Origin of the sequence: Nocardioides marmoriginsengisoli (genome assembly GCF_003725695.1) — a bacterium.
Classification (GTDB): Bacteria; Actinomycetota; Actinomycetes; order Propionibacteriales; family Nocardioidaceae; genus Marmoricola; species Marmoricola marmoriginsengisoli.
The window spans coordinates 1,183,787-1,210,412 of the sequence record NZ_RJSE01000007.1; the positions used below are offsets into that span (position 1 = coordinate 1,183,787).

The window sequence follows — 26,626 nt, forward strand, 5'->3', positions numbered from 1 at the left end:
CGAGAGGAACGCAGATGTGGGGATTCGAGGCAGAGCCTGAGTTCCAGAGGGAGCTGGACTGGATCGATCAGTTCGTGCGGACTGAGATCGAGCCGCTCGATCTGCTCATCGAGAACCCTTTCGACCTCAATGATCCGCTGCGCCGTCGGCTGATACCTCCACTCCAGCAGGAGGTGCGCGAGCGCAAGCTGTGGGCATGCCACCTGGGCAGTCATCTCGGTGGACCCGGCTTTGGCCAGCTCAAGCTGGCCCTGATGAACGAGATCATCGGCCGCACCCACTGCGGGCCAACGGTCTTCGGTAGTCAGGCGCCGGACTCTGGCAATGCCGAGATCCTCGCGCACTACGGCACTGCGGACCTCAAGGACCGCTACCTGGGGCCACTGATCGAGAACGAGATCGTCTCCTGCTTCTCGATGACCGAGCCGCAGGGAGGATCGGACCCGACGACTTTCACCACCTCGGCGGAGCTTGACGGGGACAGCTGGGTCATCAACGGGGAGAAGTGGTTCTCCTCCCATGCAAGCTTTGCCTCGTTCCTGATCGTGATGGCGGTCACGGATGCGGACGCGCCCCCGCACGGCCGCCTTTCGGCGTTCGTTGTTCCTGCTGACACCCCAGGCATCGAGATCGTCCGCGACATCGACCTCTACGGTCACTCGCCGGGACAGGGCACGCAGTCCTACGTCCGGTACACGAACGCGCGAATTCCGCTCGACCACCTGCTGGGTGAGCGCGGCGGCGGATTCGCGGTTGCTCAGACCCGGTTGGGTGGAGGGCGCATTCACCACGCAATGCGAACCGCAGGGCTCGCTGGCCGCGCCCTCGAGATGATGTGTGAGCGAGCTGCGTCCCGGTCGATCCAAGGCGAGCCGTTGGCGCGCAAGCAACTGGTTCAGGAGATGATCGCGGACTCCTGGATCGAACTCGAGCAGTTCAAGCTGCTCGTCCTGCGAACAGCGTGGCGGATCGACCAGTACAACGACTACCGCCGCGTGCGCCATGACATCGCCGCAGTCAAGGCCGCCACTCCGGGCGTGCTCAATCGAATCGCGTCGCGCGCATTGCAGGTCCACGGTTCACTTGGCGTGACGTCTGAGATGCCGTTCGGCCGATGGGTCATGGAGTCCTTCCACATGGCGATCGCCGACGGAGCGACCGAGGTGCACAAGCTGAACCTGGCCAAGGGACTGTTGCGGGATGTTCCAGTGCACGACGCCCTGTTCCCCAGTCAACACATCCCGACTCAGCTTCAGGCTGCGCGCGAGCGGTTCGAGCTGGACAAAGCGAGCGGTGACTCGTGACAAAGAATCTAACAAGCGTTAGTATCCAAGTCACTGGTGAACTTCCCTGGAGGTTTTGAACGTGTACGAGCGCTCGTTGCCCGAGGTCCTTCTTGCTCACGCGGAGGAGAACCCGGATCGTCCATTTCTCGAGGACGTCGAGGGGTACTCGGCCAGCTATGGCCAGGTGCTCGAGAACAGCCTGAGGTGGGCGGACGCGTGGAGGCGCTGCGAGATCGGCCACGGCGACAGGGTTGCGGTGTTCGTTCCACCGTCGCCGCAGTACATCGAGTGCTGGATCGGCCTCACCTGGCTCGGTGCGATCGAGGTCGGCATCAACCCGGACTACCGAGGCGACATGTTGGCGAGCGTGTTGAGTGACTGCGGCGCCAAGGCGGTGCTGGTCCACGTCGACTACCTGGACCGCCTGTCGGAGGTACTCGACCGCGTGCCGTCGCTCGAGACCATCGTCGTCTCGGGGGGGCCGATGTCGGAGACCGTGCTGCCCTGCGAACAGATCTCCTTCGACGCCTTCTGGGATCGAGCGGAGGTCATGTCTCCGCCAGCGCTGCCGAACCCGTGGGACATCGCCACGATCTGCTACACCTCTGGGACAACCGGACCCTCCAAGGGCGTTCGCCTCCCGTGGGGCCAGGTCCAGCATCTTGCGAGCGTGAACTTCGAGGGACTCCTCACCGGCGAGGACGCGTTCTACCTTCCGCTGCCGCTGTTCCACATCGGGGGGAAGGTCTTCCCTCTCCTGATGGCGGAGAGGGGCGGGCGCCTGGTCGTACGCGAGCGTTTCAGTGCCACGGCGTTCTGGTCAGACATCAGGAAAACCCGCTCGACGTTCACGGTCCTGGTCGGAACGATGGCCGGCCTGTTGCTCAAGCAACCGGAGCTCCCCGAGGACTCTGACAATCCGTTGTGGCTGTTGTGGGCCGTGCCCGTTCCGGACCGCATCGAGGAGTTCCAGAAGCGGTTCGGGATTCCGCGGGTGATGACGTCCTACACGCAGACCGAGATGTGCGCTGCGCTGCGCAACCAGCACGTCAACGAGTCGAATAGGACCTCTGCCGGCCAGATCGTCCCCGGTGTGGAGCTTGCCATCGTCGACGAGCACGACCTACCCGTGCCCGATGGCGAGATCGGCCAGCTCCTGATCAGGACCCGCGAACCCTGGCGCCTGAATGCCGGGTACCACGGGCGTCCGGACGCCACGGCCGAGGCCTGGCAGAACGGGTGGTTCCACACCGGCGATGCATTCCGCCGCGACTCGGATGGTTGGTACTACTTCATCGACAGGATGAAGGACTGCGTCCGTCGAGGTGGCGAGAACATCTCGTCGCTCGAGGTCGAGCGCATCGTTGATCAGCACCCGGAGGTCGACACGGCTGCATGCATCGGCGTTAAGTCCGATCTCGGAGATGAGGACGTCAAGATCTGCGTCCAGCTCACGGCCGGATCCACGCTTTCCGAGCGCGAGCTCCTTGAATGGCTCGTCGCGCACATGCCCCGATTCATGGTTCCTCGTTACATCGAGATCGTCGCCGAGGTGCCGAAGACTCCGAATCAACGGGTCCAGAAGGCCGAGTTCCGCAAGACGCCCGTCAACGACCGGACCTGGGACCGCCAGGCCCACGACGTCGATGTCCCTCGGCACTAGCCGAGCGAAGTCTCCGAAAGGCATCTCAGCGTGAATGATGCGAACGCCGCCGTCATCACCGAACTCGATGGCCACGTCCTGATCGTGACGTTGAACCGGCCACAGGCGCACAACGCGGTCAACGGCGACGTCGCGCTGGGTCTGGGTACCGCACTGGCAGAGGCGGATACGAATCCCGAGGTGCGGGTCGTGATCCTGACTGGTGCTGGCGAGAAGACCTTCTGCGCCGGTGCAGATCTGAAGGCAATCGCACGGGGAGAGGAAATGAGCCCCCCCGGGAACCGAAGCCTGGGGCTTTGCCGGCATGGTTCAGCACCCAATCAGCAAGCCGATCATCGCAGCGGTCAATGGGACTGCCCTGGGCGGCGGGACTGAACTCGTGCTCGCGGCGGACTTGGCGATCGCGGCTGAGCACGCGACCTTCGGCCTGCCTGAGGTGAAGCGAGGGCTGATCGCCGCGGCCGGTGGCGTGGTGCGCCTGCCCGACCAGATGCCGAGGAAGGTCGCGATGCAGCTGATCCTGACCGGGGAACCGATCGATGCGGTTGCGGCACTGAGATGGGGATTGATCAACGACGTCGCACCCTCGAGCGAGCTGCTCCCGGCAGCGAAGGACCTGGCCAATCGGATAGCCGCCAACGCGCCGCTGTCGGTCCAGTACAGCAAGCGCGTCGCTGCCGGCATCGTCGGTGAGCCCGGGAGCTTCGCGATCATTCGGGAGGGCGCCTCCTGGATGGCGAGCAACTCCGCAATGGTTGCGGTGTTCTCCAGCGAGGACGCGATCGAAGGGCCGAAGGCTTTCGCGGAGAAGCGCCAGCCCATGTGGAAGGCCCGCTGACACTCTCGTAACGCCCCCGCTCGTTCAGCAGCGGGGTGCATGGCCTTGTCGTCGGACCGGCCCTCCGTCCGGCTGCGCGAGCGACTTGCGCTGCTCGCCCCATGAAGGCGCGAATCAAACGGACCGCAGATTGTCACTCGGGCCCCGCATCAGGACGACGCCATGGCGGGCTGCCTGGTCCGGTGTGTGTCGCCAAGACGGGCGACTGCAGCCAGCCCTCTCTCGGGCGTGAATAGGGCGTCGCCGCCACGAAATCTCGACGAATCTTCGCGGACATCTTGTGGCGCGGCTCACAGCCTGTTAGTTTTTCGAACAGTTGGTAGAAAACGTTCCTTCAGGAGGACTCGATGGCAGATAGCTTCTTCAATCCGGGGTTCTTCGATGACGTGGTCGCGCCGGCCATGCGAGGCGCTGCTCCCCAGCAGGCGTACGTCGACTTCGCCGAGCGTTGCCCCGTGGCGCACAACCCGGATGGTTCTGTCACGATCACCCGGTTCGACGATGTTCGATTTCTGAACCAGAGCCGGGATGTGCTCGGGAACGGTGCGGATGGGGCGAAGCTCGGTTCGCAGGGCGCGCGTATCCCCCTGGACCTCGACGGAGACGAGCACCTCCTGTGGCGCCGTCGCCTGAATCCGTTGTTCACCGCGCAGAAGATGGCGCCGTTGGAGGACCGGGTGCGGGCGCGTTCAATCGAGCTCCTGGATCACTTCGCGGCGCGCGGAGAAGCCGACGTCTACGCCGAGTGGTGCGCGCCCCTGCCCGCGGCCATGTTCCTCTCGATCCTCGGACTTCCCCAGGAGGATCTGGGCCAGTTCGTCGAGTTCGTCGACATGCAGCTGCACCCGAACGCTGATCTCACTATGGAAGAGAACCTCGCCCGAATGGGCGAAGGGGCAGCGAAGTGCCGGGAGTACCTCGACGGTGTCTTGGACGACCGCATGAAGGCGGCGCCGAGCGACGACATCCTGAGCTGGCTGGTGAACTACCGGGACGCTGACGGGACGGCCATCCAGCGCGAGGAGCTGCACTCGATCCTGTACCTGTTCATCCTCGCCGGTCTGGATACAACCTCGCTCATGCTGGGCAACTCGCTGGCGTACCTGGCTCAGCACCCTGATCAGCGACGGAAGCTGGTCGAGAACCCCGAGATGTGGCCTCGAGCGATCGAGGAACTGCTTCGTTTCGACTCCTCGGTTCCGCTCGCCGTGCGAACCCCGATTGCCGACATCACGCTGCCGTCCGGAACGACGATCAAGTCGGGGACCCTCGTCAATGTCTCCTGGGCTGCCGCCAACCTCGATCCCGAGGTCTTCGTCGACCCGCTGACGGTCGACTTCGACCGCCATCCGAACGCTCACATCGCCTTCGCATCCGGCTTCCACCGGTGCCTCGGGTCGCACCTCGCGCGTCTCGAACTCCGCATCGCGCTGGAGGAATTCCACCGCCGAATCCCGGACTACGAACTTGCGCCTGACGCGGAGTTGGTCTTCAGCCACTTCCCGCGTGGGCCGCGCGATCTGCACCTGACCTGGAACGTTTTGGAGGAGACGAAGTGACCACCACGCAAATCATCGGCGGCGACGCGGTCGCCAGCGACAACAGTTACGCGGTCATCGATCCCGTCACCGGCGCTGAGTTTGCGCGCGCTCCCGAATGCTCCCTCGAGCAGCTCGACTCGGCCATGGAGTCGGCGCACCAGGCTCAGCACGCCTGGGCGAAGGACGAGGACGGACGTCGAGAAGCGATGCGACGCTTCGCTGACGCCATCGATGCCCGTGCCGAGGAACTCACCTCGACTCTTGTCCGTGAGACGGGTAAGCCTCATGCCCTTGCGGCGACGGAGCCAGGTACGTGCTCGGCGTGGTTGCGCTACTACGCCGATGTTGACATCCCTCGCGAACGGATGCGTGAGGATGCCGACGGCGGTCGTGTGGACGTGATTCACCGTCCCCTCGGTGTCGTCGCAGCCATCACGCCCTGGAATTTCCCGCTGGTCCTGGGGATGTGGAAGATCGCTCCCGCAGTGCGTGCTGGTAATGCTGTGGTCCTGAAGCCGTCGCCCTACACCCCGCTGTCCACGCTCCTTCTGGGCGAGATCGCCGCGGAAGTCCTGCCTCCTGGAATCCTGAACGTGGTCAGCGGGGGTGACGACCTCGGGCGCGCCATGACCGCACATCCCCGCCCACGCAAGGTCACCTTCACAGGGTCGATCGCCGGTGGAAAGAACGTCGCCGTGAGCGCTGCCGCTGACCTGAAGCGCTACACCCTGGAGCTCGGCGGAAATGACGCGGCAATCGTCCTTGACGACGCCGACCTCGCCGCTTCTGCGGCCGGCATCGTCGGAACTGCCTTTCTCAATTCCGGCCAGGCATGTGCCCTCCCGAAGCGCGTGTTCGTGCCCCGCAACAGGTACGACGACGCCGTCGCTGCGTTCGCGGAGGTGGCGCAGGCCATGGCGTTCGGCATGTCGACCTCGGATGACCGAACGTTCGGCCCGCTCTCGACCGGTCCACAGTTCACCCGCGTCAAGTCGCTCCTGGCAGAGGCGCTCGATCGAGGTGCACTGCCCGCTGTTGGCGGAATCGAGCGCGCTGACCTCGGTGGCTATTTCGTGGAGCCGACCCTGCTCACGAACGTCGACGACACCTTCGCGATCGTGCAGGAGGAGCAGTTCGGCCCGGTTCTGCCGGTGCTCGCCTACGACACCCTCGACGAGGCGATCGACCGGGCGAACAACACGATGTACGGGCTCGCCGGCTCAGTCTGGGGAGCGGATGTGGAGCGTGCCGCGGATGTCGCGGAGCGAGTCGAGGCAGGCGCGGTGTGGGTCAACGGTCACGCAGCGCTCGCGATGACGGTTCCCTTCGGCGGAATGAAGTGGAGTGGTGTCGGGGTGGAGAACGGCGTTGGGGGACTTCTCGAGTACACCGACGCGCAATCGATCTACTTCCCCGCCACCGCCTGACCCAACAGCAAGACCCACTGATCTTTTTCATACGCGAAAGGAAACGCAATGCGCGCCGCCGTACTTCATGAGCACAACGCCCCGCTCATCATCGAGGAGCTCGAACTCCTTCCCCTCGCAGCAGACGAGATTCGTGTCGAGGTCACGGCAAGCGGGGTGTGTCACTCGGACGTGATGGTCGCTTCGGGCGGTGTTCCGTTCCCGCTGCCCTTGATCCTGGGCCACGAGGGCGCCGGTCGAGTGCTCGAAGTCGGCGCGGGAGTCGTGGATCTGCGGCCCGGGGACCACGTCGTGGCTGCATTCACGCCGGTGTGCGGACGATGCTTCTTCTGCGTCCGCGGACAGACCAACCTGTGCACATTCGGGCAGGAGCTCGGGATGGTTCCGAAGGGCGTGCTCGCCGATGGGCGTGAGGTCGCGGCGCTCACCAATCTCGGTACGTTTGCTGACGTGCTGACTGCTCATCGCAGCAGCCTGGTGAAGGTCGAGACCGATCTCCCCGACGAGCAGTTGGCGCTCCTCGGTTGTGGCGTCACCACGGGAGTCGGAGCGGCCCTCAACACAGCGAACGTGACCGCCGGCTCGACGGTCGTCGTGATCGGTTGCGGCGGCGTCGGTCTGTCGGTGATCCAGGGCGCTCGCATTGCTGGAGCTGCGCGCATCTTCGCGGTCGATCCGGTCGAGATGAAGCGCAAGTCCGCGCTCGACTTCGGGGCAACCGACGTGATTGACCCCACCACCGAGGACGTCATCGATGTGGTGAAGACAGCCACGCGTGGACTCGGCGCTGACTTCACGTTCGAGGTGGTCGGGCGTGCGGAGACCCTCGTCCAGGCCTTCGATGCTGCGCGCCCCGGTGGCGACGTGGTTCTCGTCGGATTCGCTCCGGTGGGCGCGCAGGTCTCGCTGCCGATCCTGCAGATGATGGTGGAAGAGAAGTCGGTGCGCGGGTCCAACTTCGGTAGCGCGCAGTTCCTTCGGGACCTGCCGCGACTGATTGCGCTGGTCGAGGGTGGCCGGCTCGACGTGGACTCAATGATCTCTCGCCGGATTCGTCTCGATGAGGTCAACGACGCGTTCCGAGCGATGGACGCCGGCGAGGTCATTCGAAGCGTGATCGTCTAGGGCGTCTCGCCTCACTTCCCCGTAGTGGGCACATTCAGAGGAGATCGACAATGAAACTCGCCATCAACGACCGATGCAGTGGACACGGGCGCTGTTACGCGCTCGCGCCCAACCTCATCGCAGCCAATGAGTACGGCGAGGCCGAGATCATCGACTCCGGTGAGGTGCCGCCGGACCAGGAGAGCCAGGCAACGGAAGCGTTGCACGGATGTCCGGAGAGTGCTGTGGAGCTGCTGTCATGACTGCGCTGAACGCCTCGCCGGTTCCCTCGGAGTGCCTGGGCGAAGTCGTGCTGGAGGTTACCGGACTGAGCAAGAGCTTCGTCGGGAACGCCGTGCTGCAGAGCCTCAACCTGGAGTTGCGCAGGGGAGAGGTGCACGCCCTACTGGGGGAGAACGGGTCGGGGAAGTCGACCTTCATCAAGATCCTCTCCGGGTTTCACGAGCCAGACCCCGGCGGCCTCGTCAAGATTGCCGGCTCGGACGTCCCGTTCGGCGACGCCGAGGAATCGGAGCGATCCGGATTCCGGTTCGTCCACCAGGACCTCGGGCTGATCGAGTCGATGAAGGTCGTCGACAACCTCTACCTCAACCGCGAGTTCAGCACGCGATTCGGAACGCTAGATCTCAAGGCGACTCGACAGCGAGCGCGGGATGACCTGGCTCGAATGGGTCTGGAACGCATCAGTCCTGATGCGACTGTTCGGGATCTGGCGCCAGCGGACCGAAGCGGAGTCGCGATCACCCGTGCGCTGCGTGCCGGATCGGCCCATCCGGTCAACGTCGTGGTCTTCGACGAGCCGACAGCGACCCTTCCTGATGCGGACGTCCAACTCCTGCTCCAGACCATCAGACGTGTCGCATCGTCCGGCGTCGCGGTCCTGTACGTCACGCACCGCCTCGACGAGGTGTTCGAGATTGCTGACAACGTCACCATCCTGCGCAACGGTCGCAAGGTTGCGTCGCGGCCGGTGCTGGGGCTGACCCGCCGTGACATCGTCAAGTTCCTGGTCGGTGACGAGTTCGAGGAGGCAAGGGCGGAGTCCGACGCGATCGAAGAACGTGAGGCTGGAGAGGCCATCCTCGAGGTTGCTGGGCTGGGCAGCGAGAGTCACCTCGATGTGTCGTTCGGCGTGCGAAGCGGCGAAATCGTGGGCGTTGCGGGCATCGCTGGGTCTGGACGTGAGTCGATCCTGGGGTGCCTCTTCGGTGCCACCCGCCGCGCGCACGGCGACGTGCTGGTGAAGGGGCGTCCCGTCAAGGCGGGGTCGCCGGGTGACTCGCTCGCGCGCGGCGTCGCCTACCTTCCGCCGGACCGGAAGGCCAGGGGTGCTGTCGTCTCCTTGAGCGCACGCGAGAACCTCGCGCTCGGCGATCCCATGCGCCACTGGCGGTTCCCGCGGATCCGACGCAGCAAAGAGCGCGATGACGCGCGGGCATGGTTCAAGGAGTTCGGGGTGCGGCCGCCTGACGCGCTCGAATCGGCGTTCGGCACGTTCAGCGGCGGCAACCAGCAGCTCATCCTGCTGGCGAAGTGGCTACGTACCGATCCGGCCCTCCTGCTCCTTGACGAACCAACTCAGGGCGTGGACGTCGGCGCCAAAGCCAGACTCCATCACCATCTGGTCGATGCGGCAGGCGCCGGAGCCGCTGTCGTTGTCGCGTCCTCAGACGCAGACGAGCTCGCAGCTCTCTGTCACCGCGTGTTGATCTTTTCCGGGGGCCGCATCGTGGCGACGCTCGAAGGTGCGGACATCACGCCGCGAAACATCTCAATCCACTCTCTCGGGTCTGCCACGGAGGACACGAACTCATGACCGCTCGTAAAGGCATCAACCTTGGCCTCGACCGATTCAGTGGCCTCTACATCTGGGCCCTGTTCATCGTGGTGTTCGGAATGTGGACACCGAGCCTGTTCCTGACGCAGTCGACCATGCACTCGGTGGCTGCTCAGCAGGCGATCGTCGCGATCTTGGCGCTCGCGCTCCTGGTGCCGATGGTTTGTGGAGCTTTCGACCTCTCCGTCGGCGCCACCGTGAACCTGGCGACCGTTGTCACAGTCGTGCTCCAGACCGAGCGAGGGTGGGGTATGTGGCCATCCATCATTGCGGCGGTCGCCGTAGGCGCCCTCGTCGGCGCGCTCAACGGCTTCATCGTGGTCGGACTCAAGGTCGACTCCTTCATCGCCACGCTCGGCACGGCAACGGTCATCACCGCCGTGCAGACCATTGTCACCGGCGGGCTGCAGCCACTGCCGCCGGCCACCGAGGCCTGGAACAACCTGACGCAGCACAAGATCGCCGGGTTTCAGATCGTGGTGCTCTACCTCGTCGTCCTGGCGTTCCTCACCTGGTGGGTCCTCGACCACACGCCGGCCGGGCGCTACCTGTACGCCGCGGGAGGAAATGCTGAGGCCGCGCGACTCACGGGGGTGCCGGTCGGCCGTTGGACCTGGATGTCGCTGATCTGGTCCGGCGCCCTCTGCGGGTTTGCGGGTGTCCTTTACGCATCGCTCTCTGGGCCTTCCTTGACCTTCGGCGCAGCGCTCCTGCTCCCTGCGTTCGCCGCAGTGTTCCTCGGCTCCACACAGATCACGCCGGGACGGTTCAACGTCTGGGGGACTCTGCTTGCGATCTACGTCCTGGCAACCGGCGTCAAGGGCTTGCAGCTCGTGACGGGGGAACAGTGGATCAACGACATGTTCAACGGCGTCGCACTGATCGCCGCCGTCGCGTTCGCCGGCTGGCGCCAGCGCGCGCGGCTCCGCAGGCCGGCCATGTTCGATGGGGCGGATGTGGCCCCGGGGTCGCCCACTGACCCTGGTCCAAGCAACACCGCCCAGGAACTCGCGGCCCCTTCAGGCGCTTCAGCCAGGGCCTGACCGCAGAGACACGATTTCAACAAGGCACAGCCTTGACATCAGTTTCTAACGTTTGTTAGATTTGAAGGAACGTCGGTTTAGGCCGGCTTGAAGAAAGGCACACCCGATGAAGACAAAGCGACGCTCCGCAGGAATGCTCGTTGCACTAGTGGCGACCGTGGGTCTGACCGCGACCGCATGCGGTGCCAGTGATGAGAGCAGCGGATCTAACGGCGACACGACCAGTAGTTCTCAGCTCTCGGCCGCCGACTCGGCGACGGACGACGCGAAGAAGGAACCGACAGCCATCACGGTCACCACTCCGCTCGACAAGGCGCCGGGCTCTGGCAGTGAGACCATCGTCCTGGCGAAGTGCGACTCACCTCAGTGCCAGCAGATCGAGGAGGAGCTGGTCAAGGCGGCGGACGCCGTTGGCTGGAAGGTCAAGGCGATCCCCTTCAAGTCCGCCGACCCGGCGACGCTGGTGGCTGCGCTCAAGCAGGGCCTCGAGCAGTACGACCCGATCGCGGGTGTAGTGACCGGCAGCCCGCGAGCAGTCTGGGAGGACGCCGCCAAGGCCTACAAGGCTGCAGGCGTTCCCATCGTGGCCGGGTACGTCGGCCCGATGGAGACCGACGACACCGTGATCGCCAACATCGGTGGAACCGAAGGCGCCATCTACGGCGAGATGCTCGCGAACTGGGTCATCTCTGACTCGAAGGGCAAGGGTAAGGCGCTCATCTACGGGGTGCCGGACTTCCCGATCCTCAAGGTGGTCGACGACTCGTTCCAGAAGACGGTCGAAGAGGGTTGTTCGGGTTGTTCAGTCACTGTCGTCAAGGGAGCCATCTCCGAAGTCATGTCGGGAGGTGCGCCCAAGGCGATCGTGTCCGCCCTCCAGCGCGACCCGTCGATCAAGTACGTCGTGACCGACTCGGGCGGCTGGGCGGTCGGCCTTCCTGCCGCTCTTGACGCGGCGGGGCTCGACGTCAAGATCGGTGCGCAGAACGGCAACTCGATCAACCTGACCGACCTCGACGCCGGAAAGGTCAATGCGCTGACCGGTCTGGCGCTGCGCATGGGGTCTTGGTACATGGTCGACGCGATCCTGCGGCACCAGCAGGGGATGGCGATGGACCCGGAGCAGGGAAGCCTGCCCACTCAGCTCATGACCGAGGACACGGACAACGACATCTCCGACTCCTACGACAAGCCTGCGGACTGGGCCGACCAGTTCAAGAAGCTCTGGCAGGTCAGCTAACTCCATTGGGCCCGTGAGGGCTCACGCCCGAATGGCCGGCGGGGGTGGTTCCGCGTGGGAACCGCCCCCGCCGCGCCGTCCGCGCCGCTGGAACGAATGAAAGGAACGCGAGTGACCACCACCAAGCCCGAGGGGCACACCAGTCGGGTCGTGATCCGATTCGCTGGCGACTCCGGCGATGGGATGCAACTGGTCGGCGATCGCTTCAGCGCCCAATCGGCTGCGTTCGGGAACGACCTGGCGACCCTGCCGAACTTTCCAGCGGAGATCCGTGCCCCCCAGGGCACCGTTCCGGGCGTCTCGTCGTTCCAGATTCACTTCGCCGACTACGACATCCTGACGCCAGGCGATCGCCCGGACGTTCTCGTCGCGATGAACCCGGCAGCGCTGATGGCCAACCTGGGGGACGTGGAGAAGGGATCGACCATCGTCGCGAACAGCGACGAGTTCACTACCCGGAACCTCGCCAAGGTCGGGTACGACGACAACCCGCTCACCGACGGCTCGCTGGAGTCGTACGTCGTCCACTCCGTCGCCATGACGACGATCACCCGCGCGGCTCTGGCGGACACGGGCTTGAGCAAGAAGGATGCCGACCGGTGTCGGAATCTCTTCGCGCTCGGTCTCCTTTCGTGGATGTACTCCAGGCCCATCGAGTCGACCGAGAAGTTTCTGCGATCGAAGTTCGCATCGAAGCCGGACATCGCCGATGCGAACGTGCTCGCGCTGCACACCGGGTGGAACTACGGCGAAACCACCGAGAGCATCGCTGCGGAGCTGGCCGTCGGTCCGGCAACTCTGCCGACCGGCCAGTATCGGCAGGTGAACGGCAATGCGGCGCTCGCATACGGTCTGGCGACCGCCGGCTACCTGTCGCAGCGAAGCGTCGTCCTAGGCGCGTACCCGATCACGCCTGCGAGCGACATCCTCCACAACCTTTCGCTGCTCAAGGACCTTGGGGTGGTCACGCTCCAGGTTGAGGACGAGATCGCTGGTGTGTGCACGGCGCTAGGCGCTTCGTACGGCGGGGCGCTCGGGGTCACCGCAACCTCGGGGCCCGGAATGGCGCTGAAGGCCGAGGCCATCGGATTGGGTGTGATGACCGAGCTGCCCCTCGTCGTCGTGGACGTGCAGCGCGGCGGCCCGTCGACGGGGCTCCCGACGAAGACCGAGCAGGCGGATCTCTTGATGGCCATCCACGGCCGGAATGGCGAATCGCCGGTCCCGGTCCTCGCGCCGTCCTCGCCCGCCGACTGCTTCGACATCGCGATCGAGGCCGCGACCATCGCCCTCCGGTACCGGACTCCCGTGATCATCCTTTCCGACGGCGCGGTGGCCAACGGCTCGGAACCTTGGCGTGTGCCGTCGGTCGCTGACCTCCCGTCCATCGAGGTGAACCTGGCCGCCGCACCCAATGCCCTGGACGGATCGGGTAAACACTGGCCCTACGTCCGGGATCCCGAGACGCTCGCGCGTGATTGGGCTATCCCCGGAACGGCGGGCCTGGAGCACCGGATCGGCGGACTCGAGAAGTCAGCGGACACCGGCGAGATCTCCTACGACCCGACCAACCACGACACCATGGTCAGGCTGCGGCAGGCAAAGGTGGACGGGGTTCTGGTACCTGACCTGGAGGTCGACGACCCCTCGGGCCAGGCCGAGATCCTCATTCTCGGATGGGGCTCGACCTTCGGCCCGATCGGCGCCGGCGTCCGCAGGGCGCGCACGCAAGGCGTCCAGGTCGCTCGTGCTCATCTGCGTCACCTCAACCCGCTCCCGCGAAATCTGGACGCCATCGTCGGTGCGTACTCCCACGTGGTCGTGGCGGAGATGAACCTGGGTCAGCTAGCCAAGATTCTCCGGGCGCGCACGTTGTCGAGCATCGAGACGCTGAGCAAGGTAACGGGCCAGCCGTTCCTCGCCGAGGAGATCGAGAAGTACATCATCGAGTTCAGCGCGAGTCAGGAGCAGGCATGACCGCCTACGACCTTGGGATCCCGACCGTATCGGGTCTGGACGGAGTCCCCACAACGGATCAACCGTCCACCCCTGCGGACTTCAAGTCGGACCAGGAAGTGCGCTGGTGCCCGGGCTGTGGTGACTACGTGGTGCTCAACACCATGCAGTCGTTCCTGCCGACGCTCGGCCTGCGACGAGAGAACATCGTCTTCGTCAGCGGCATCGGATGCTCCTCGCGGTTCCCGTACTACATGGACACCTACGGCTTCCATTCGATTCACGGCCGCGCGACAGCCATCGCTACCGGTCTTGCCGTCGAACGACCCGATCTCTCGGTCTGGGTCATCACTGGTGACGGCGACTCCCTGTCGATCGGTGGCAATCACCTGATCCACCTGCTCCGTCGAAACGTGAACGTGAAGGTTCTCCTGTTCAACAACCGGATCTATGGTTTGACCAAGGGCCAATACTCACCGACGAGCGAGGTCGGCAAGCGGACCAAGTCCAGCCCAGCAGGATCGGTCGACCATCCGTTCAACCCGCTGGCGTTGGCTCTGGGAGCGGACGCCACGTTCGTTGGGCGAGCGCTCGACTCTGACAAGGCGGGCCTTACTGAGGTGCTTTCGGCCGCGGCGCGTCACCGCGGGTCCGCGTTCGTCGAGATCTACCAGAACTGCCCGATCTTCAACGACGGCGCGTTCGACGCCCTGAAGGACAAGCACGCATCGGCCGGGCGACTGCTCCGGCTCGGGGCCGGTCAACCGATGACCTTCGGCGCCGACGAACGCAAATACGCAGTGGTCGGCGATGGTCCAGGCGGCCTCACGATCGCCGACGCTTCGAACGTTGCGCCGGATGACGTCGTCGTGCACCAGCCCGACCACGAGCGAGCCGGCTACTCCTATGCACTCGCTCGTCTCGACGAGACCTTCCCCGAGGTAACTCCGGTGGGCATCTTCCGTGATGTGGTTCGCCCGACGTACGACGACGAGGTGAGGGCGCAGATCTCCGGACAGGCGATGTCTTCCGAACGGCTTCAGGACGTGCTCTTGGGCAAGGACAGCTGGTTGGTCGGATAGGCCGGCGCACATCGCCAGGGCCGCGCGCCCTTGTTGAGCGCGTGGCAGTCCACGTAGTTGGAGGTTCAGCATGGAGTGGAACGACGGGCTGACGGGAGCGGCTGCGTTGCAGCGCCATGCGCCTACGGTCGCGGAGCAGCTCGATCATCTCGTGGGGGCGATCGTCGCTCCGTCGGCGAGAGTCGCCATTGTTCGTCGAGCGTGCGCCGAAGCCCAGGACCTGACCCCGCTCCCGGATCCTGCTAGCGGCGTGCCTCAACCCGAAGGCCTTTCGTCCGCATCCGAGGCCGAAGACCTGGTTCTCCTCAGGTTCGCCGAGCAGTTCAGCGTGGACGTCTCGAGCGTGGACGACGAACTACGCTCCGACCTCTGGTCTGCGCTCGAACAAGAGCCGGCGCAGGCACGAGGGGGAGTCGTGGCGATGACCTACGTCGGCGACTTCGTGCCCCGAGTTCGCGCTGTGCTGGATCGACTGTTCGCGCCGTCCGGCGACGGCTGGCTCAGCGTCGAGGAGGTCGAGACTGAGGATGCGACGACACTTGCCTACGAGTTCGTGCGCCGCGTGTACAACCTGAAGTCGCTCGACCCAATCCTCTCCGAGATGATCCGCCTCCGCGGCGCTCGGGCCCACAACTGCAGATTGTGCAAGTCCCTGCGATCCTTGGACGCGTTGACTGCCGGAGCGACTGAGTCCGACTTCGACTCAGTTGACGACCTCGCCGACGATCGCCTGGATCCTGCGCAGAAGGCTGCCCTTGCACTGGTGGACGCCATCATCTGGACCCCGGCCCGGGTCCCGGATGAAGTTCTCGACGCCGTACGGGCGAAGTTCGAGCCGGCCCAGGCTGTTGAGATCGTGCTGGACGTGATGCGAAACGCCTGGAACAAGACGACGGTTGCGGTCGAGCTGGACGAGCCGCATGTTGTCGGTGGTGTGGAGGTCTACCAGGCGCAGGACGACGGGAGCTTCGAGTTCGGTCTTTCCGAACCGGGTCGCTAACTGAGAAGCCGGACCGCGCAGACCGAGCGGCGAGCGGACGGAGCCAACACATTTCAGCCGGCTCACGGCCAGCCGCAGGAGTTCGCACCCTGCAGCTGGCCGACGGCGGGGCGTGTTCAGCTGACCCAGGACTTGAGCGTGCTGATCAGCTTGAGCGGCTCGGGCGTCGCCGGCGTGATGTTCAGGCGGGTGACACCAGCCTCCTGGAAGGCTTGAACGCGTTCGCGCACGTAGGACGCATCCCCGACCAGGGTGGTGGCCCTCAAGAAGCTCTCGGGAACTGCGGCCTCGGCTTCCTTCCGCTTCCCGGCAAGGAACAGCTCCTGGATCTGGTCGGCCTCCTCCTCGTAGCCGAGCCGGCGGAAGACGTTGTTGTAGAAGTTCTTGTCGCGTGGGCCCATGCCCCCGATGTAGAGCGCGATGCGCGGCCGCTCGGCGTTGATGATCGCCTCCGCCTCATCGCGACCGCAGATCGCGGTGGTGCCGCCCGAAACGATCTCCAGCGGACCCAAGGACGAGTCTCGATGCTCGAACCCCGCATCCAGGTCCTCGCACCAGATGTCCGCCTTCTCGGGATAGAAGAACGCCGGGAACCATCCGTCAGCGAGCTCGGCAGCCATCTGCACGTTCTTCGGCCCCAGTGCCGCGAGATAGATCGGGATCTGCTCCCGTAGCGGCGGATGGATCATCTTGAGCGGCTTCCCGAGTCCGGTGCCCTGATCGGCAGGTAGCGGGAGGGTGTAGGCCTGGCCGTCGTACCGCAGCGGCTCCCGCTTCCAGACCAGTCGGCAGATGTCGATGACCTCTCGGGTCCGTCGGAGCGGTCGGTCGTAAGGCACCCCGTGCCAGCCTTCGATGACCTGCGGGCCCGACGTGCCAAGCCCGAGCGCGAAGCGACCGGATGAAACCATGTCGAGACCCGCCGCGGTCATCGCCGTGAGGGTCGGCGTGCGGGAGAAGATCGGAAGGATCCCGGACGCGAGTTCCGCGTGTTGGGTGTGCGCTGCGAGGAACCCAAGGATCGAGACAGCGTCGAATCCGTAGGGCTCGGCGACCCAGATCATGTCGATCCCAGCACCCTCGAGCTGGCTCGCCTCAACGGCCGCTTCCTTGGGATCCCCGGCGTAGTTCAGGGCGGTGGAAAGTTTCATCGTTCCTCTTCGAGGTTCTCGCGAGTGAGCAGGAGTGTCAGTGGAGCAACAGGCCGCCGTCGACTGCCATCGAGACGCCGGACACGTGCCGGGATTCGTCGGAGCAGAGCCACACCACGGCCGCTGCGATGTCGTCGGGATCTGCGAAGTGACCCGTGCCGGGCTCTGCCCGCATCTCTCCCTGGATCGCAGGATTGTCGTCCATGTACTTCCGGATCATCGGAGTGTCCGTCGCCCCGGGGAGTACAGCGTTGACCCGGACGCGTCCCGAGTACTCCTTGGCGCCACTCTTCGTCAAACCCAGCACGCCGTGCTTGGCAGCGTTGTAGGAGGCCAGGTTCGGTGTCGGTGACAGGCCGGCGATCGACGATGCGTTGACGATCGCGCCGCCACCGTTGTGCACCATGTGACGCAGCTCGGCCCGCATGGACAGGAACACGCTCGTCAGGTCCACATCGATCAGGCGGCGCCAGGTCTCGAGGGATGTTTCGTGAAACGGGGCAGGCGTACCGGTGATCCCAGCTGCGTTGAACGCCCAGTTGAGGGCGCCATACTGGGTCACGCAGAAGTCGACCATTCCGTCTGTGTCTTCCTCCCGCGTGAGATCCGCGCGCACGAACGCAGCCTCGCCTCCGGCCGCCAAGATCTCCGCGACTACCGCGTTGCCGAGGTCTTCCTGAAGGTCGGCGATCACCACCCGCGCCCCGGCTGCCGCGAACCGGACGGCGGTTGCTCGACCGATACCCGACGCACCCCCGGTCACGAGTGCTACTCGGCCGGCCGCGGACGCCTCATGGCTCATCGATACGCTCCTCTAGGTTGGCACTGGGACCACCGTCCCATTCACTAACAACTGTTAGAACATCAAACGTAGCTAGTGGCGAGCTCGGGGTCAATGACCGGGTTCCGAAACGAGTTTGCGTGCGAATGACCCTGGTCCTGGGCGTGTTGCGCGTGTTAGCGTGGTCACATCGCATTATCTAACAGGTGTTAGATACGACGCGAAGACTTGGAAGTACGGGAGTAGCGACATGGCAGACACACTGACGAGCTTCGACGAGAATCCCCACGGCCTCGTGGACTTCCCCATGGCCAAGGAGCAGACCTGCCCCTTCGATCCGCCGCCTGCGCTGAAGCGGATCCAGGACGAGCAGCCGTTGACTCGAGTCCGACTCTGGGATGGTAGTTCCCCGTGGCTCGTGACTCGTTTCGAGGACGTCCGAACCCTCCTTAGTGACGCCAGGGTCAGTTCGAACGCGCTCGGTGACGGATTTCCACACTTCAACGCCGCAGGCAAGGCCCGGTTCCAGTCCAATCACACGTTCGTGAACATGGATGCCCCGGAGCACCCGCGGATGCGCAAGATGGTCACCCGGCCGTTTATGGTGAAGCGCGTCGAGGCGCTCCGGCCCCAGATTCAGGCCATGACGAATGAGCTCATCGACGAGATGCTCGCCGGTCCGAAGCCGGCTGACTTTATCGAGGCCCTTGCTCTGCCCCTGCCCTCGCTGGTGATCAGTGAGCTGTTGGGGGTTCCCTACCAGGATCACAAGTTCTTCCAGGACCAGTCGGCGGTGCTGGCCGAGCGGGACGCAGCTCCCGAGAAGGTCGTCGCGGCGATCGATGCCCTGCGCGACTATCTCGGCCAGCTGATCCAGGCCAAGAGGAAGAGCCCGCAACAGGACCTGCTGTCGGAGCTCGTGACAGAGCGCGTCGACAACGACGAGCTGACCGATCAGGACGCTGTCGAGCTGAGCATCCTTCTGCTAGCTGCAGGACACGAGACCACGGCCAACATGATCGGGCTCGGTACTCTCGCACTCCTCCAGCACCCTGATCAGCTCGCTCTGGTCCGCGAAACCGACGACCCCGCGGTCGTGTCGAAGACGGTCGAGGAACTCCTTCGCTGGCTCACCATTCCGCACCTCGGTCGCCGGCGTGTCGCCGCCGAAGACATCGAGATCGGCGGCGTGGTCATCCGTGCCGGCGAGGGCATCATCTGCGCAGCCGACATTGCGAACCGGGATCCGGCCGAGTTCGAGAACCCGGACGCGCTGGACATCACGCGCGACGCGCGCAAGCACGTTGCCTTTGGGTTCGGCGTTCACCAGTGCCTCGGGCAGCCGCTGGCTCGTGTCGAGCTTCAGGTCGTTTGGTCGACGCTCTTCAAGCGAGTGCCGACCCTGGCGTTGAGTGGCGATTTCCGGGACCTGCCCTACAAGCACGACGCCTTGATCTACGGGCTGTACGACATGCCCGTCACCTGGTGACGAAGAACCTAGGAGACCATGATGCGAATTGAAGTTGATGCCCCCAAGTGTGTGACGTCGGGGCAGTGCGTGATGATCGCGCCGGATGTCTTCGACCAGGACGACGACGGCATTGTCATCGTCCTCGACGAGAATCCCGCTGAGGGCCAGCGCGGCGTTGTCGAGGAGTCCGCCGCGGTGTGTCCTGCTGCTGCGATCTTCGTGATCGAGGACTAATGAGCGGCTTCGATGGGCGGGTCCTGATTGTCGGTGCGTCCGCGAGTGGGCTCGCGGTCGCAGAGACACTTCGTCGCGAGGGCTTCGCCGGCCGACTCACCCTGGTGGGGGACGAGGTGCACCCTCCGTACGACAGGCCGCCGCTCTCGAAGCAGCTCCTGAGTGGGGAATGGGACAAGGAGCGGGTTGCGCTTCGCCGATCCGCTGACCTCGAAGCCTTGAGTGCCGACTTCGTGTTGGGCGCCGCTGCCGCGGGCCTGGACGCCGAAGCCGGAGAGGTGTTCCTGTCCGACGGCCAGCGCCTCGGGTACGAACGGCTCGTCATCGCAACAGGCGTCCGTCCACGCCGTCTGCCGGGGCAGCCCGCACTCGTTGGCATTCACACGATGCGCACGCTCGAAGACTCTCTGACGCTGTCGCATCGGCTCAAGAGCTGCCGAAAGCTCGTGGTCGTCGGTGGTGGATTCCTGGGTGCTGAGATCGCGGCGGTGGCTCGTGGGCTCGGGTCGGCGGTCACGCTCGTCGAGCCAGCGCCCGCGCCGCTCGCACCGGCTTTGGGCGAGCGCGTCGGGGAATCCATCGCGGACTTGCACCGTGAGCGTGGAGTCGATGTTCGCACTGGTGTCGCGGTGCGCGAGTTCGTCGCCAACGGTAGTCATGTCACCGGTGTCGTGCTGAGCGACGGTACCGAGCTTCCCGCGGACGACGTCGTCGTGGCCGTGGGGTCGGATCCCAACGTCGAGTGGTTGGCGACGAGCGGGCTTCACATCGACAACGGACTCGTCTGCGACGAGTACATGGAAGTGGCCGAGAACGTGTACGCGTCGGGCGACGTCGCCCGGGCGTACAACCCGCTCTTCGGCGAACACATTCGCGTTGAGCACAGGACCCACGCTGCTGAGCAAGGGATGGCAGTCGCGCGACGAATCATGCGTGAGGCAGCGGCGGATCCGTTCTGTCCTGTGCCGTACTTCTGGTCCGATCAGTACGACCTGAAGATCCAGGCGTACGGGAACCTGCGCGGTCACGACGAGGTCGCCGTCGTGGACGGGCAGTTCGAGGGCCACCGCTTCCTCGCTCTCTACAGACGCGGTGACCGCGTGACCGGTGTGCTGGCCATGGGCCTCCCGCCCAAGGTCGTTCACGGGCAGCGCAAGCTGATCGCCGAGCGCACCGAATGGTCAAGTGCGCTCGAAAACGTGCCATCGCCCGTTGTCGTCGCTCAATGACGTGAAGGCGGACATGTCGACTCGCGACGTGCCCGGTAGACGACTGACCGCAAGAGCGAGATCCCTGATCCAGGGCAGAAATCCGAAGGAGAGATCGTGAACACAGTCAACGAAGGTGCACCTGGAACGGTAGGAACTGCTGCCGAGTTCGGTCTGCCGATCGAGGTTGACGTCGTGGTCGTCGGATCCGGCGCGGGCGGCATGATGTCTGCGCTTGCGGCCGCGCTTGAGGGCGCTGAGGTACTCCTGGTCGAGTCCGAGCACCTCGTCGGCGGCACGACCGCGATCTCCGGTGGCGCAACGTGGGTACCGAATCACGGGATCGCGACCAAGCACCTGAAAGCTCATGACAGCGCGAGCATGGCGCGCGAGTACATCCTGGGGGAAGGTCGTGACCAGGTTCTCGACCCGGAGGTGGTCGACGCTTTCATCGAAAATGCTCCGAAGATGGCCCGCTTTGTCGAGGAGCACACCTACCTGAGCTGGATCCCCGGAATCTGGCCCGATTACCACTCCGACATTCCGGGAGCAACGCATTGTCGGTCTCTTTTCCCGGGACCGTTTCCTCCCGAGGTCCTCGGCGAGCATGCGGCAATCGTGCGTCCTCCGAAGAAGTCCGGTCAGTCGAAGAGCCCACTTCCGCTGTGGCCGCTGGGCCGGATGAAGGGCACCTGGATCGCCGGCTACGCGATGATCGGTGCGTTCCTCGAGGCCTCGCTCCGCGTAGGCGTCACTATCAGGACCGAGACTCGGGCGGTGGGGATCGCCACAGATCCCCACGGTGTCACCGGGATCTTTGTCGAGGTCGAAGGGGCGCAACGTCTCGTGACGGCACGCAAGGGTGTGGTTCTCGCGAGCGGCGGTTTCGAGGGATCCGAGGAACTCACCAGCAAGTACCTGGGAGCGCCGTTCACGGCGCAGGTCACCCCAGCAGGTCACCAGGGCGAGGGTGTGCGGATGGCTCAATCCGCCGGAGCCAAGATGAGCTCGATGAGCGAGACCTGGTGGATGCCTGCGATGCAGATCCCGGGCGAGACTTTGGACGGTCGTCCGATCAGCCGCCTCGTCCAGGGTGAGCGAGCACTGCCTCACACGATCATGGTGAACTCGCGAGGCGAGCGGTTCGCCAACGAGGCAGCCCCCTACAACCACCTCGGACGAATCATGCGTGAGGTGGACCCGGTGACCGGCGCCATGCCCAACGCCTCGGTGTGGATGATCTTTGACGACTTCTATCGCACTCACTACGGGTTCTTCGGCGAGCAGCCCGGGTGCGAGCTCCCTGCATTCGTGCGTCGTTCCGACACGCTCGAAGGACTGGCAGAGCAGTGTGGGATCGACCCAGGAGGCTTGACGGGCACGATCGAGGAGTTCAACCCGGCCGCCGCTCTTGGCCGGGACCCCTGGTTCAACCGGGGAGCAACGATCTACGAGCGCTTCTTCGGTGACCACCACCCGCGGCTCGGCCGCTACTCACCGGATGCGGTCGCTCCCCGTGGGACCGCAAAAGCCCGTCGAGTGGTCGCTACAGCACTCGGACCGTTCGTGGGGCCCGTGCTCGCCCGGACCGCAAGAGCGCGCCGCCCCGACCGCTTGCGATCGGTCGTCGTGCCGGCGCTTGCCACGATCATGCGTCCGTGCCTGGACAACCCACGCACGGGCACGCTCGGCCCCATCGACACCGGGCCGTTCTACGCGGTGCCGGTGGAGGCCAGCTCGATCGGAACCATCGGCGGCCCGAGGACTGACGGCCGAGGGCGGGTGCTCGACGAGAGCGGTGCGGTGATCCCCGGGTTGTACGCAGCCGGCAACGCGGCTGGTGCGCCAACCCACGGGTTCTACGGCGGCGCCGGAGGAACGATCACCCTCGGCCTCACGTTCGGACTCCTTGCAGGACGGGATGCGGCCAGCCGATGACGGACCAATGCAGGTCGACGTGGACTCCGCTGAGGAAGGGCAACTGACATGCGCGTGGCTGATATCGATGACTGGGAGCTGCTCTCGGTCACCCAGGAAGAACACGTCGTCCACGTCGTGCTGGACAACCCGTCGACGCGGAATGCATGGAGCCATCGGCTCAACACCGAGATGGACCGGCTGCTGGAGGTGGCTACCGATGACGACTCCGTTCGGGTCGTCTCGGTCAGTGCCAACGGCCCGGTCTTCACGTCCGGTGCCGATCTGAAGGCGGTCGCCGCCGAGTACGTGACGACGGGAAGCTTCACCCCGGAAGCGCGGAAGCGCCTCCCGGGGCTCCCGCGGGCGTGGTACTTCCCGAAGCCGCTGATCGCAGGGGTCCACGGATTTGTCGGACCTGAAGGTCTGCACTTCCTGACCTACTGCGACTTCGTACTCGCAGAAGAGGGCACCCGATTCAGCTACGAGCATTCACGAATCGGCACCGGTTGGCCGAATGGTGAGCCGCTCGCGTTCCACTTTCCCATCCGGGTGTTCAAGAAGCTGCTGATGATGGGCGGTTGGTTCGACGCGGAAACCGCCCACTCGCTCCACTTCGTGCAGCGGGTGCTGCCCACTGGGAAACTCCGTGCCGAGCTGGACCGCTGGGCATGTGACCTCGCCCAGGTGCCACCTGAGGGGATGCGCGCTGCGAAGGTCGGCATCCACCGTCAGTACGAAGCGATGGGCGTGGTCGACATCGAGATGACCAAGGAACGCGGATCGAACGGCGAGCTGACGCCGGAGGACGCACTCTTCTTCCGGACTGTCCACGACAAGGGCATTCGAGAGGCGCTCAAGACGCGGGACGCGAGTTTCGACACCGAACTAGGACGAATCTGATGACCGGATCCACCAGCTTCGCGGAGAGTGCTGCGCGGGAGCCGTTGGTCGTGGACGGTCTTGCGGGCATTCGAGCCCTCCCTATCGGCGAGGTCCTGGGCACGAGCGACGACCTGACCATCACTCAGGAGATGATCGACGCGTTCGCGGACGTCACCAGGGACCACCAGTGGATCCACGTGGACGTGGAGCGCGCGGAGCGTGAGAGCCCGTTTGGTGGTCCGGTGGCACACGGATACCTGTCGCTGTCGATGATCCCGTACCTGCTGCCTCAGATCGTTCAGTTCTCGGGATTCCGCCTCACCGTCAACTACGGACTGGATCGGGTGCGGTTCCCGTCTCCAGTGCTTGCGGGTCAGGTCATCCGCGCAGAGGCGCAGATTGACGAGGTCTCCGATGTGACCGGAGGCGTACAGGTTGCGGTGCGGATAACGCTGTCCGTGCCGGGCGCTCCGAAGCCGGCGTGCGTCGTCACCAATCTCATTCGCAACTTCACCTAAGGCGACGTCGGTGACGCCCAGCGTGAGGCTTCGGGAACGGGCACGCTCCGGGGTGGCCTTCGGCGCATGGTGCTCGTTGCCCTCATCGAGCATCGTCGAGTTCGCATGCGCCGCTGATCCGGACTACTTCTGCATCGACCTCCAACATGGCGTGGTGGACATGGGCGCCGCGATCTCGATGTTGCAGACGGCGTCGAGGTTCGATGCGACACCGGTGATCCGAGTGGCGAACCTCGAGGCTGCCGGCATCGGCCGAGCGCTGGACATGGGCGCTGAGGCCGTCATCGTGCCTGGCGTAAACACCCGGGCCGAGGCTGCTGCCGCTGTAGCAGCGTGCCGATACGCGCCTGAGGGTGTTCGAAGCTACGGGCCGACCAGAGCGGGACAGTTGTTCGGAAACTCAGTCTCTGACCTTGAAGAGCATGCACTGTGCATCGCGATGATCGAGACCGCTGATGGTCTCGCCAACGCCGAGAGCATCTGTGCAACACCGGGCCTGGCCGGGATCTACGTCGGACCTGCCGATCTCGCGCTCGGCCTTGGGGCAAACCCCGTGGACCCGTCGGAGCAGGCGGTCACGGATGCTCTCGTGCACATTGTCGACCTGTGTGGCAGGAACGATCTGATCGCGGGAATCCATGCCTATGAGTCGGCACGCGCTAACGAGTACGTCGAGATGGGCTTCCGCATGGTCACGTGTGCCATGGACACGCGAGTTCTGGCGGCCGGCTTCGCGGCTGAGTTCGGGCGCATGCGGGAGCTGCGCTCGAGCAACTCGGCGCCAGGTAATGGTTGACGTCCTCCCTTCGGCCACATAGTCTAACGACTGTTAGATTTCAGACCGAGCGCTGACGTTTAGCCAGCGGCAAAGGGGTGTTGGGATGCCTATCCAGACGTTGAACCACGTGGTCCTGAACGTGGGTGATGTCGAAGCCACGGTGAACTTCTATCGAGACGTGCTCGACTTCTCCCTGATCATCGAATCGCCCAAGAACCGGTACGCCTTCCTCCGAGCGCCGGGCTCCGAGAACCACCACGACCTGGCGCTCTTTTCGGTGAAGGACGACCCTGACGGTGCGGAGAAGCGCCGTGCCAGCTACGGCGGTGGTCGCGTCGGCCTTCACCACGTGGCGTGGCAAGCAGGATCCCTGGACGAGCTCGAGGAGTACCGCGCTCGATTCGAGAAGGCCGGCTGTCTCATCAGCGTGATGGACCACGGCACGAACAAGAGCGTCTACGGCGTCGACCCGGACGGTCTCGACGTCGAGATCATGTGGCTCGTTCCCCAGGAGCTCTGGGGCGAGATGGAGCACGTCGCGATCGCAGAGTTGATGGACCTCGATGCCGAGCGCGTCAAGTACGCCGCTCTGGTGGCCGACTGACCTCCTCGCTTGCACTTTGCGCGGGCGGGTTGAGATCTGCTCCCCGCCCGCGCTGAGCGTTCGAGCACAAGCTCGGCGCTCACCCTCTCCGCTCAGCCCGATGTTGCCTGGTAGGAACCTAGCCACGGCACCGCGGCCAGCTGCCGGAGCATGTCGTTGAGATGTGTGCAGGACGTCGAGGGGCGAAAGTCCTGTCGGACGGCGGAGGCAACGTCCGCAATGTGCTGACCGACCAACCTTGAGACTCCCGAGACGACCGCCGGGCACTCGGGCAGCGGAAGAACGTGCGGCACGGCGACGATCTGCTTGATCCTGCCTCCGCGGTCGAGTCGGGCGTGGAGGCTGTACTCGTGGAGCACGGTCTCGATCCCCTGATCGTCTCGATGGGTGTCGCGAAAGTGGCTGTCGATCCGGCTGCCCTGGTCCTCGGGGATCACGTCAAGGCGCCTGACCCGGCGCATGCCGTTAGGCGGTAGCGGAGGAAGCTCGTGCCAACCGTGTTCGTCGGGCGAACGGAGTGGCGTTGCCGGCGGGCCCACGATCGCGGACGCCCGACCGGTTCTTGCGATCAGGGTCAGCATCGTTCCGCCCTCCTGCCAGCCCGCGCATGCGTTCGCGTACGAGGCTGACGGGTCTGGCGGGGGGTCTCCGGCGAGCGATGGTGCGGTCATCGCCTCGCGGATCGGCACATAGGAAGAAACGATCGAGGCGCCGGGAAGGTCGTCCAGAAGGGCTATCGCCAGACTTTCGCTTGCTGTGGGCTCCGTCGGAAGGGACCCGGAGAGGCGCTTGCGAAATCCGTGTCCAGTGGAATGTCCGACGAGGTGCCCCAGTTCGGTGAGAGCGGGCTGGGCCGAGATCTGCTCGATCACGCCCTGCCAGCCGTCCAGTCGCAGATCGCAGCGTGCGCACGACCGGGTTCGAACGGAACCTGCGCTGTCAGCGATGGCGTCTCGACCGATCGCGGTCATGGTGACTGATCCGAGGGGGCCCGCTACACCGGCGGTATCGCATGAGGTAGTCCGTCGGGCGGTTCCGGGG

General features: G+C 64.9%; 25 protein-coding genes. 22 read left to right on the forward strand and 3 right to left on the reverse strand.

The features are described from left to right. Positions 1-14: 14 nt before the first annotated feature. The 14 genes from EFK50_RS14265 (at position 15) to EFK50_RS14325 (ending at position 16,038) form a co-directional block, all read left to right on the forward strand. Positions 15-1,304, forward strand: coding sequence for an acyl-CoA dehydrogenase family protein (locus EFK50_RS14265; protein ID WP_123228184.1), 1,290 nt, complete (start codon positions 15-17; stop codon positions 1,302-1,304). 61 nt (positions 1,305-1,365) lie between these two features. Next, positions 1,366-2,949 (forward strand): AMP-binding protein, encoded by a 1,584-nt coding sequence (locus tag EFK50_RS14270; protein WP_148046183.1) that lies wholly within the window; start codon positions 1,366-1,368, stop codon positions 2,947-2,949. Between the two features lie 30 nt (positions 2,950-2,979). Next, positions 2,980-3,324, forward strand: coding sequence for an enoyl-CoA hydratase-related protein (locus tag EFK50_RS22855; protein WP_221177395.1), 345 nt, complete (start codon positions 2,980-2,982; stop codon positions 3,322-3,324). Then, positions 3,254-3,787, forward strand: a complete 534-nt coding sequence (locus EFK50_RS14275; protein ID WP_221177396.1) for an enoyl-CoA hydratase-related protein — start codon at positions 3,254-3,256, stop codon at positions 3,785-3,787. Before EFK50_RS22855 ends, EFK50_RS14275 begins: the two co-directional genes overlap by 71 nt. Before the next feature lie 347 nt (positions 3,788-4,134). After that, positions 4,135-5,346: a cytochrome P450 gene (locus tag EFK50_RS14280; protein WP_123228186.1), complete on the forward strand. Its 1,212-nt coding sequence runs from the start codon at positions 4,135-4,137 to the stop codon at positions 5,344-5,346. After that, positions 5,343-6,755 carry an aldehyde dehydrogenase family protein gene (locus EFK50_RS14285; RefSeq protein ID WP_183407833.1) on the forward strand — a complete coding sequence of 471 codons (1,413 nt, stop codon included), beginning with the start codon at positions 5,343-5,345 and terminating at the stop codon, positions 6,753-6,755. The genes EFK50_RS14280 and EFK50_RS14285 overlap by 4 nt, the downstream gene beginning before the upstream one ends. A 48-nt stretch (positions 6,756-6,803) precedes the next feature. Next, positions 6,804-7,880 carry a Zn-dependent alcohol dehydrogenase gene (locus EFK50_RS14290; RefSeq protein WP_123228187.1) on the forward strand — a complete coding sequence of 359 codons (1,077 nt, stop codon included), beginning with the start codon at positions 6,804-6,806 and terminating at the stop codon, positions 7,878-7,880. Between the two features lie 50 nt (positions 7,881-7,930). Further along, positions 7,931-8,122: a ferredoxin gene (locus EFK50_RS14295; RefSeq protein WP_123228188.1), complete on the forward strand. Its 192-nt coding sequence runs from the start codon at positions 7,931-7,933 to the stop codon at positions 8,120-8,122. After that, positions 8,119-9,696, forward strand: coding sequence for a sugar ABC transporter ATP-binding protein (locus tag EFK50_RS14300; RefSeq protein WP_123228189.1), 1,578 nt, complete (start codon positions 8,119-8,121; stop codon positions 9,694-9,696). The genes EFK50_RS14295 and EFK50_RS14300 overlap by 4 nt, the downstream gene beginning before the upstream one ends. Further along, on the forward strand, positions 9,693-10,760 hold the full coding sequence (locus tag EFK50_RS14305; protein WP_123228190.1) for an ABC transporter permease: 1,068 nt from the start codon (positions 9,693-9,695) through the stop codon (positions 10,758-10,760). The genes EFK50_RS14300 and EFK50_RS14305 overlap by 4 nt, the downstream gene beginning before the upstream one ends. Positions 10,761-10,893: 133 nt before the next feature. Then, on the forward strand, positions 10,894-12,000 hold the full coding sequence (locus tag EFK50_RS14310) for a sugar ABC transporter substrate-binding protein (protein WP_183407834.1): 1,107 nt from the start codon (positions 10,894-10,896) through the stop codon (positions 11,998-12,000). Positions 12,001-12,096: 96 nt separating this feature from the next. After that, complete coding sequence (locus tag EFK50_RS14315) at positions 12,097-13,977, forward strand: 2-oxoacid:acceptor oxidoreductase subunit alpha (RefSeq protein WP_123228192.1); 1,881 nt, start codon at positions 12,097-12,099, stop codon at positions 13,975-13,977. Then, complete coding sequence (locus EFK50_RS14320) at positions 13,974-15,038, forward strand: 2-oxoacid:ferredoxin oxidoreductase subunit beta (protein WP_123228193.1); 1,065 nt, start codon at positions 13,974-13,976, stop codon at positions 15,036-15,038. The genes EFK50_RS14315 and EFK50_RS14320 overlap by 4 nt, the downstream gene beginning before the upstream one ends. Before the next feature lie 70 nt (positions 15,039-15,108). Then, positions 15,109-16,038: a carboxymuconolactone decarboxylase family protein gene (locus EFK50_RS14325; RefSeq protein ID WP_123228194.1), complete on the forward strand. Its 930-nt coding sequence runs from the start codon at positions 15,109-15,111 to the stop codon at positions 16,036-16,038. 116 nt (positions 16,039-16,154) lie between these two features. On the opposite strand, the gene EFK50_RS14330 is transcribed toward EFK50_RS14325, so the two are convergent. Then, the gene (locus EFK50_RS14330; RefSeq protein WP_123228195.1) at positions 16,155-17,189 is read right to left on the reverse strand and encodes an LLM class F420-dependent oxidoreductase; all 1,035 of its coding nucleotides are present in this window, start codon (positions 17,187-17,189) and stop codon (positions 16,155-16,157) included. Positions 17,190-17,226: 37 nt separating this feature from the next. Beyond that, on the reverse strand, positions 17,227-17,991 hold the full coding sequence (locus EFK50_RS14335) for an SDR family NAD(P)-dependent oxidoreductase (RefSeq protein WP_123228196.1): 765 nt from the start codon (positions 17,989-17,991) through the stop codon (positions 17,227-17,229). 229 nt (positions 17,992-18,220) lie between these two features. Between EFK50_RS14335 and EFK50_RS14340 the strand changes: the two genes are divergently transcribed. The 8 genes from EFK50_RS14340 (at position 18,221) to EFK50_RS14375 (ending at position 25,585) form a co-directional block, all read left to right on the forward strand. Further along, a complete protein-coding gene (locus EFK50_RS14340) occupies positions 18,221-19,459 on the forward strand; it encodes a cytochrome P450 (RefSeq protein WP_123228197.1) in 1,239 nt (412 codons plus the stop codon). 21 nt (positions 19,460-19,480) lie between these two features. Then, entirely contained in the window at positions 19,481-19,675 is a 195-nt protein-coding gene (locus EFK50_RS14345) for a ferredoxin (RefSeq protein WP_123228677.1), read from the forward strand. After that, complete coding sequence (locus EFK50_RS14350; RefSeq protein WP_183407835.1) at positions 19,675-20,904, forward strand: NAD(P)/FAD-dependent oxidoreductase; 1,230 nt, start codon at positions 19,675-19,677, stop codon at positions 20,902-20,904. The genes EFK50_RS14345 and EFK50_RS14350 overlap by 1 nt, the downstream gene beginning before the upstream one ends. Positions 20,905-21,000: 96 nt before the next feature. Further along, positions 21,001-22,821 (forward strand): FAD-dependent oxidoreductase, encoded by a 1,821-nt coding sequence (locus EFK50_RS14355; RefSeq protein ID WP_221177397.1) that lies wholly within the window; start codon positions 21,001-21,003, stop codon positions 22,819-22,821. A 48-nt stretch (positions 22,822-22,869) separates the two neighbouring features. Then, positions 22,870-23,703 (forward strand): enoyl-CoA hydratase/isomerase family protein, encoded by an 834-nt coding sequence (locus EFK50_RS14360; RefSeq protein ID WP_123228199.1) that lies wholly within the window; start codon positions 22,870-22,872, stop codon positions 23,701-23,703. Further along, positions 23,703-24,203 (forward strand): MaoC family dehydratase, encoded by a 501-nt coding sequence (locus EFK50_RS14365; RefSeq protein ID WP_123228200.1) that lies wholly within the window; start codon positions 23,703-23,705, stop codon positions 24,201-24,203. The genes EFK50_RS14360 and EFK50_RS14365 overlap by 1 nt, the downstream gene beginning before the upstream one ends. A 10-nt stretch (positions 24,204-24,213) precedes the next feature. After that, positions 24,214-24,999 carry an HpcH/HpaI aldolase family protein gene (locus EFK50_RS14370; protein WP_183407836.1) on the forward strand — a complete coding sequence of 262 codons (786 nt, stop codon included), beginning with the start codon at positions 24,214-24,216 and terminating at the stop codon, positions 24,997-24,999. A gap of 85 nt (positions 25,000-25,084) precedes the next feature. Further along, the gene (locus EFK50_RS14375) at positions 25,085-25,585 is read left to right on the forward strand and encodes a VOC family protein (RefSeq protein ID WP_221177398.1); all 501 of its coding nucleotides are present in this window, start codon (positions 25,085-25,087) and stop codon (positions 25,583-25,585) included. A gap of 92 nt (positions 25,586-25,677) precedes the next feature. Here EFK50_RS14375 and EFK50_RS14380 read toward each other — a convergent pair whose 3' ends face one another. Beyond that, a complete protein-coding gene (locus tag EFK50_RS14380) occupies positions 25,678-26,556 on the reverse strand; it encodes a DUF2889 domain-containing protein (protein ID WP_183407837.1) in 879 nt (292 codons plus the stop codon). Between the last annotated feature and the right edge of the window lie 70 nt (positions 26,557-26,626).

What these genes read in the sequence shown, in the direction of transcription:
- EFK50_RS14280 (WP_123228186.1), top strand. Translation starts at nt 4,135, where the DNA reads ATGGCAGATAGCTTCTTCAATCCGGGGTTCTTCGATGACGTGGTCGCG.
- EFK50_RS14295 (WP_123228188.1), top strand. Translation starts at nt 7,931, where the DNA reads ATGAAACTCGCCATCAACGACCGATGCAGTGGACACGGGCGCTGTTAC.
- EFK50_RS14360 (WP_123228199.1), top strand. Translation starts at nt 22,870, where the DNA reads ATGCGCGTGGCTGATATCGATGACTGGGAGCTGCTCTCGGTCACCCAG.
- EFK50_RS14375 (WP_221177398.1), top strand. Translation starts at nt 25,085, where the DNA reads ATGCCTATCCAGACGTTGAACCACGTGGTCCTGAACGTGGGTGATGTC.
- EFK50_RS14325 (WP_123228194.1), top strand. Translation starts at nt 15,109, where the DNA reads ATGGAGTGGAACGACGGGCTGACGGGAGCGGCTGCGTTGCAGCGCCAT.
- EFK50_RS14315 (WP_123228192.1), top strand. Translation starts at nt 12,097, where the DNA reads ATGAAAGGAACGCGAGTGACCACCACCAAGCCCGAGGGGCACACCAGT.
- EFK50_RS14380 (WP_183407837.1), bottom strand. Translation starts at nt 26,556, where the DNA reads ATGACCGCGATCGGTCGAGACGCCATCGCTGACAGCGCAGGTTCCGTT.
- EFK50_RS14345 (WP_123228677.1), top strand. Translation starts at nt 19,481, where the DNA reads ATGCGAATTGAAGTTGATGCCCCCAAGTGTGTGACGTCGGGGCAGTGC.
- EFK50_RS14365 (WP_123228200.1), top strand. Translation starts at nt 23,703, where the DNA reads ATGACCGGATCCACCAGCTTCGCGGAGAGTGCTGCGCGGGAGCCGTTG.
- EFK50_RS14265 (WP_123228184.1), top strand. Translation starts at nt 15, where the DNA reads ATGTGGGGATTCGAGGCAGAGCCTGAGTTCCAGAGGGAGCTGGACTGG.
- EFK50_RS14290 (WP_123228187.1), top strand. Translation starts at nt 6,804, where the DNA reads ATGCGCGCCGCCGTACTTCATGAGCACAACGCCCCGCTCATCATCGAG.
- EFK50_RS14330 (WP_123228195.1), bottom strand. Translation starts at nt 17,189, where the DNA reads ATGAAACTTTCCACCGCCCTGAACTACGCCGGGGATCCCAAGGAAGCG.
- EFK50_RS14340 (WP_123228197.1), top strand. Translation starts at nt 18,221, where the DNA reads ATGGCAGACACACTGACGAGCTTCGACGAGAATCCCCACGGCCTCGTG.
- EFK50_RS14305 (WP_123228190.1), top strand. Translation starts at nt 9,693, where the DNA reads ATGACCGCTCGTAAAGGCATCAACCTTGGCCTCGACCGATTCAGTGGC.
- EFK50_RS14350 (WP_183407835.1), top strand. Translation starts at nt 19,675, where the DNA reads ATGAGCGGCTTCGATGGGCGGGTCCTGATTGTCGGTGCGTCCGCGAGT.
- EFK50_RS14300 (WP_123228189.1), top strand. Translation starts at nt 8,119, where the DNA reads ATGACTGCGCTGAACGCCTCGCCGGTTCCCTCGGAGTGCCTGGGCGAA.
- EFK50_RS14320 (WP_123228193.1), top strand. Translation starts at nt 13,974, where the DNA reads ATGACCGCCTACGACCTTGGGATCCCGACCGTATCGGGTCTGGACGGA.
- EFK50_RS14335 (WP_123228196.1), bottom strand. Translation starts at nt 17,991, where the DNA reads ATGAGCCATGAGGCGTCCGCGGCCGGCCGAGTAGCACTCGTGACCGGG.
- EFK50_RS14310 (WP_183407834.1), top strand. Translation starts at nt 10,894, where the DNA reads ATGCTCGTTGCACTAGTGGCGACCGTGGGTCTGACCGCGACCGCATGC.
- EFK50_RS14275 (WP_221177396.1), top strand. Translation starts at nt 3,254, where the DNA reads ATGGTTCAGCACCCAATCAGCAAGCCGATCATCGCAGCGGTCAATGGG.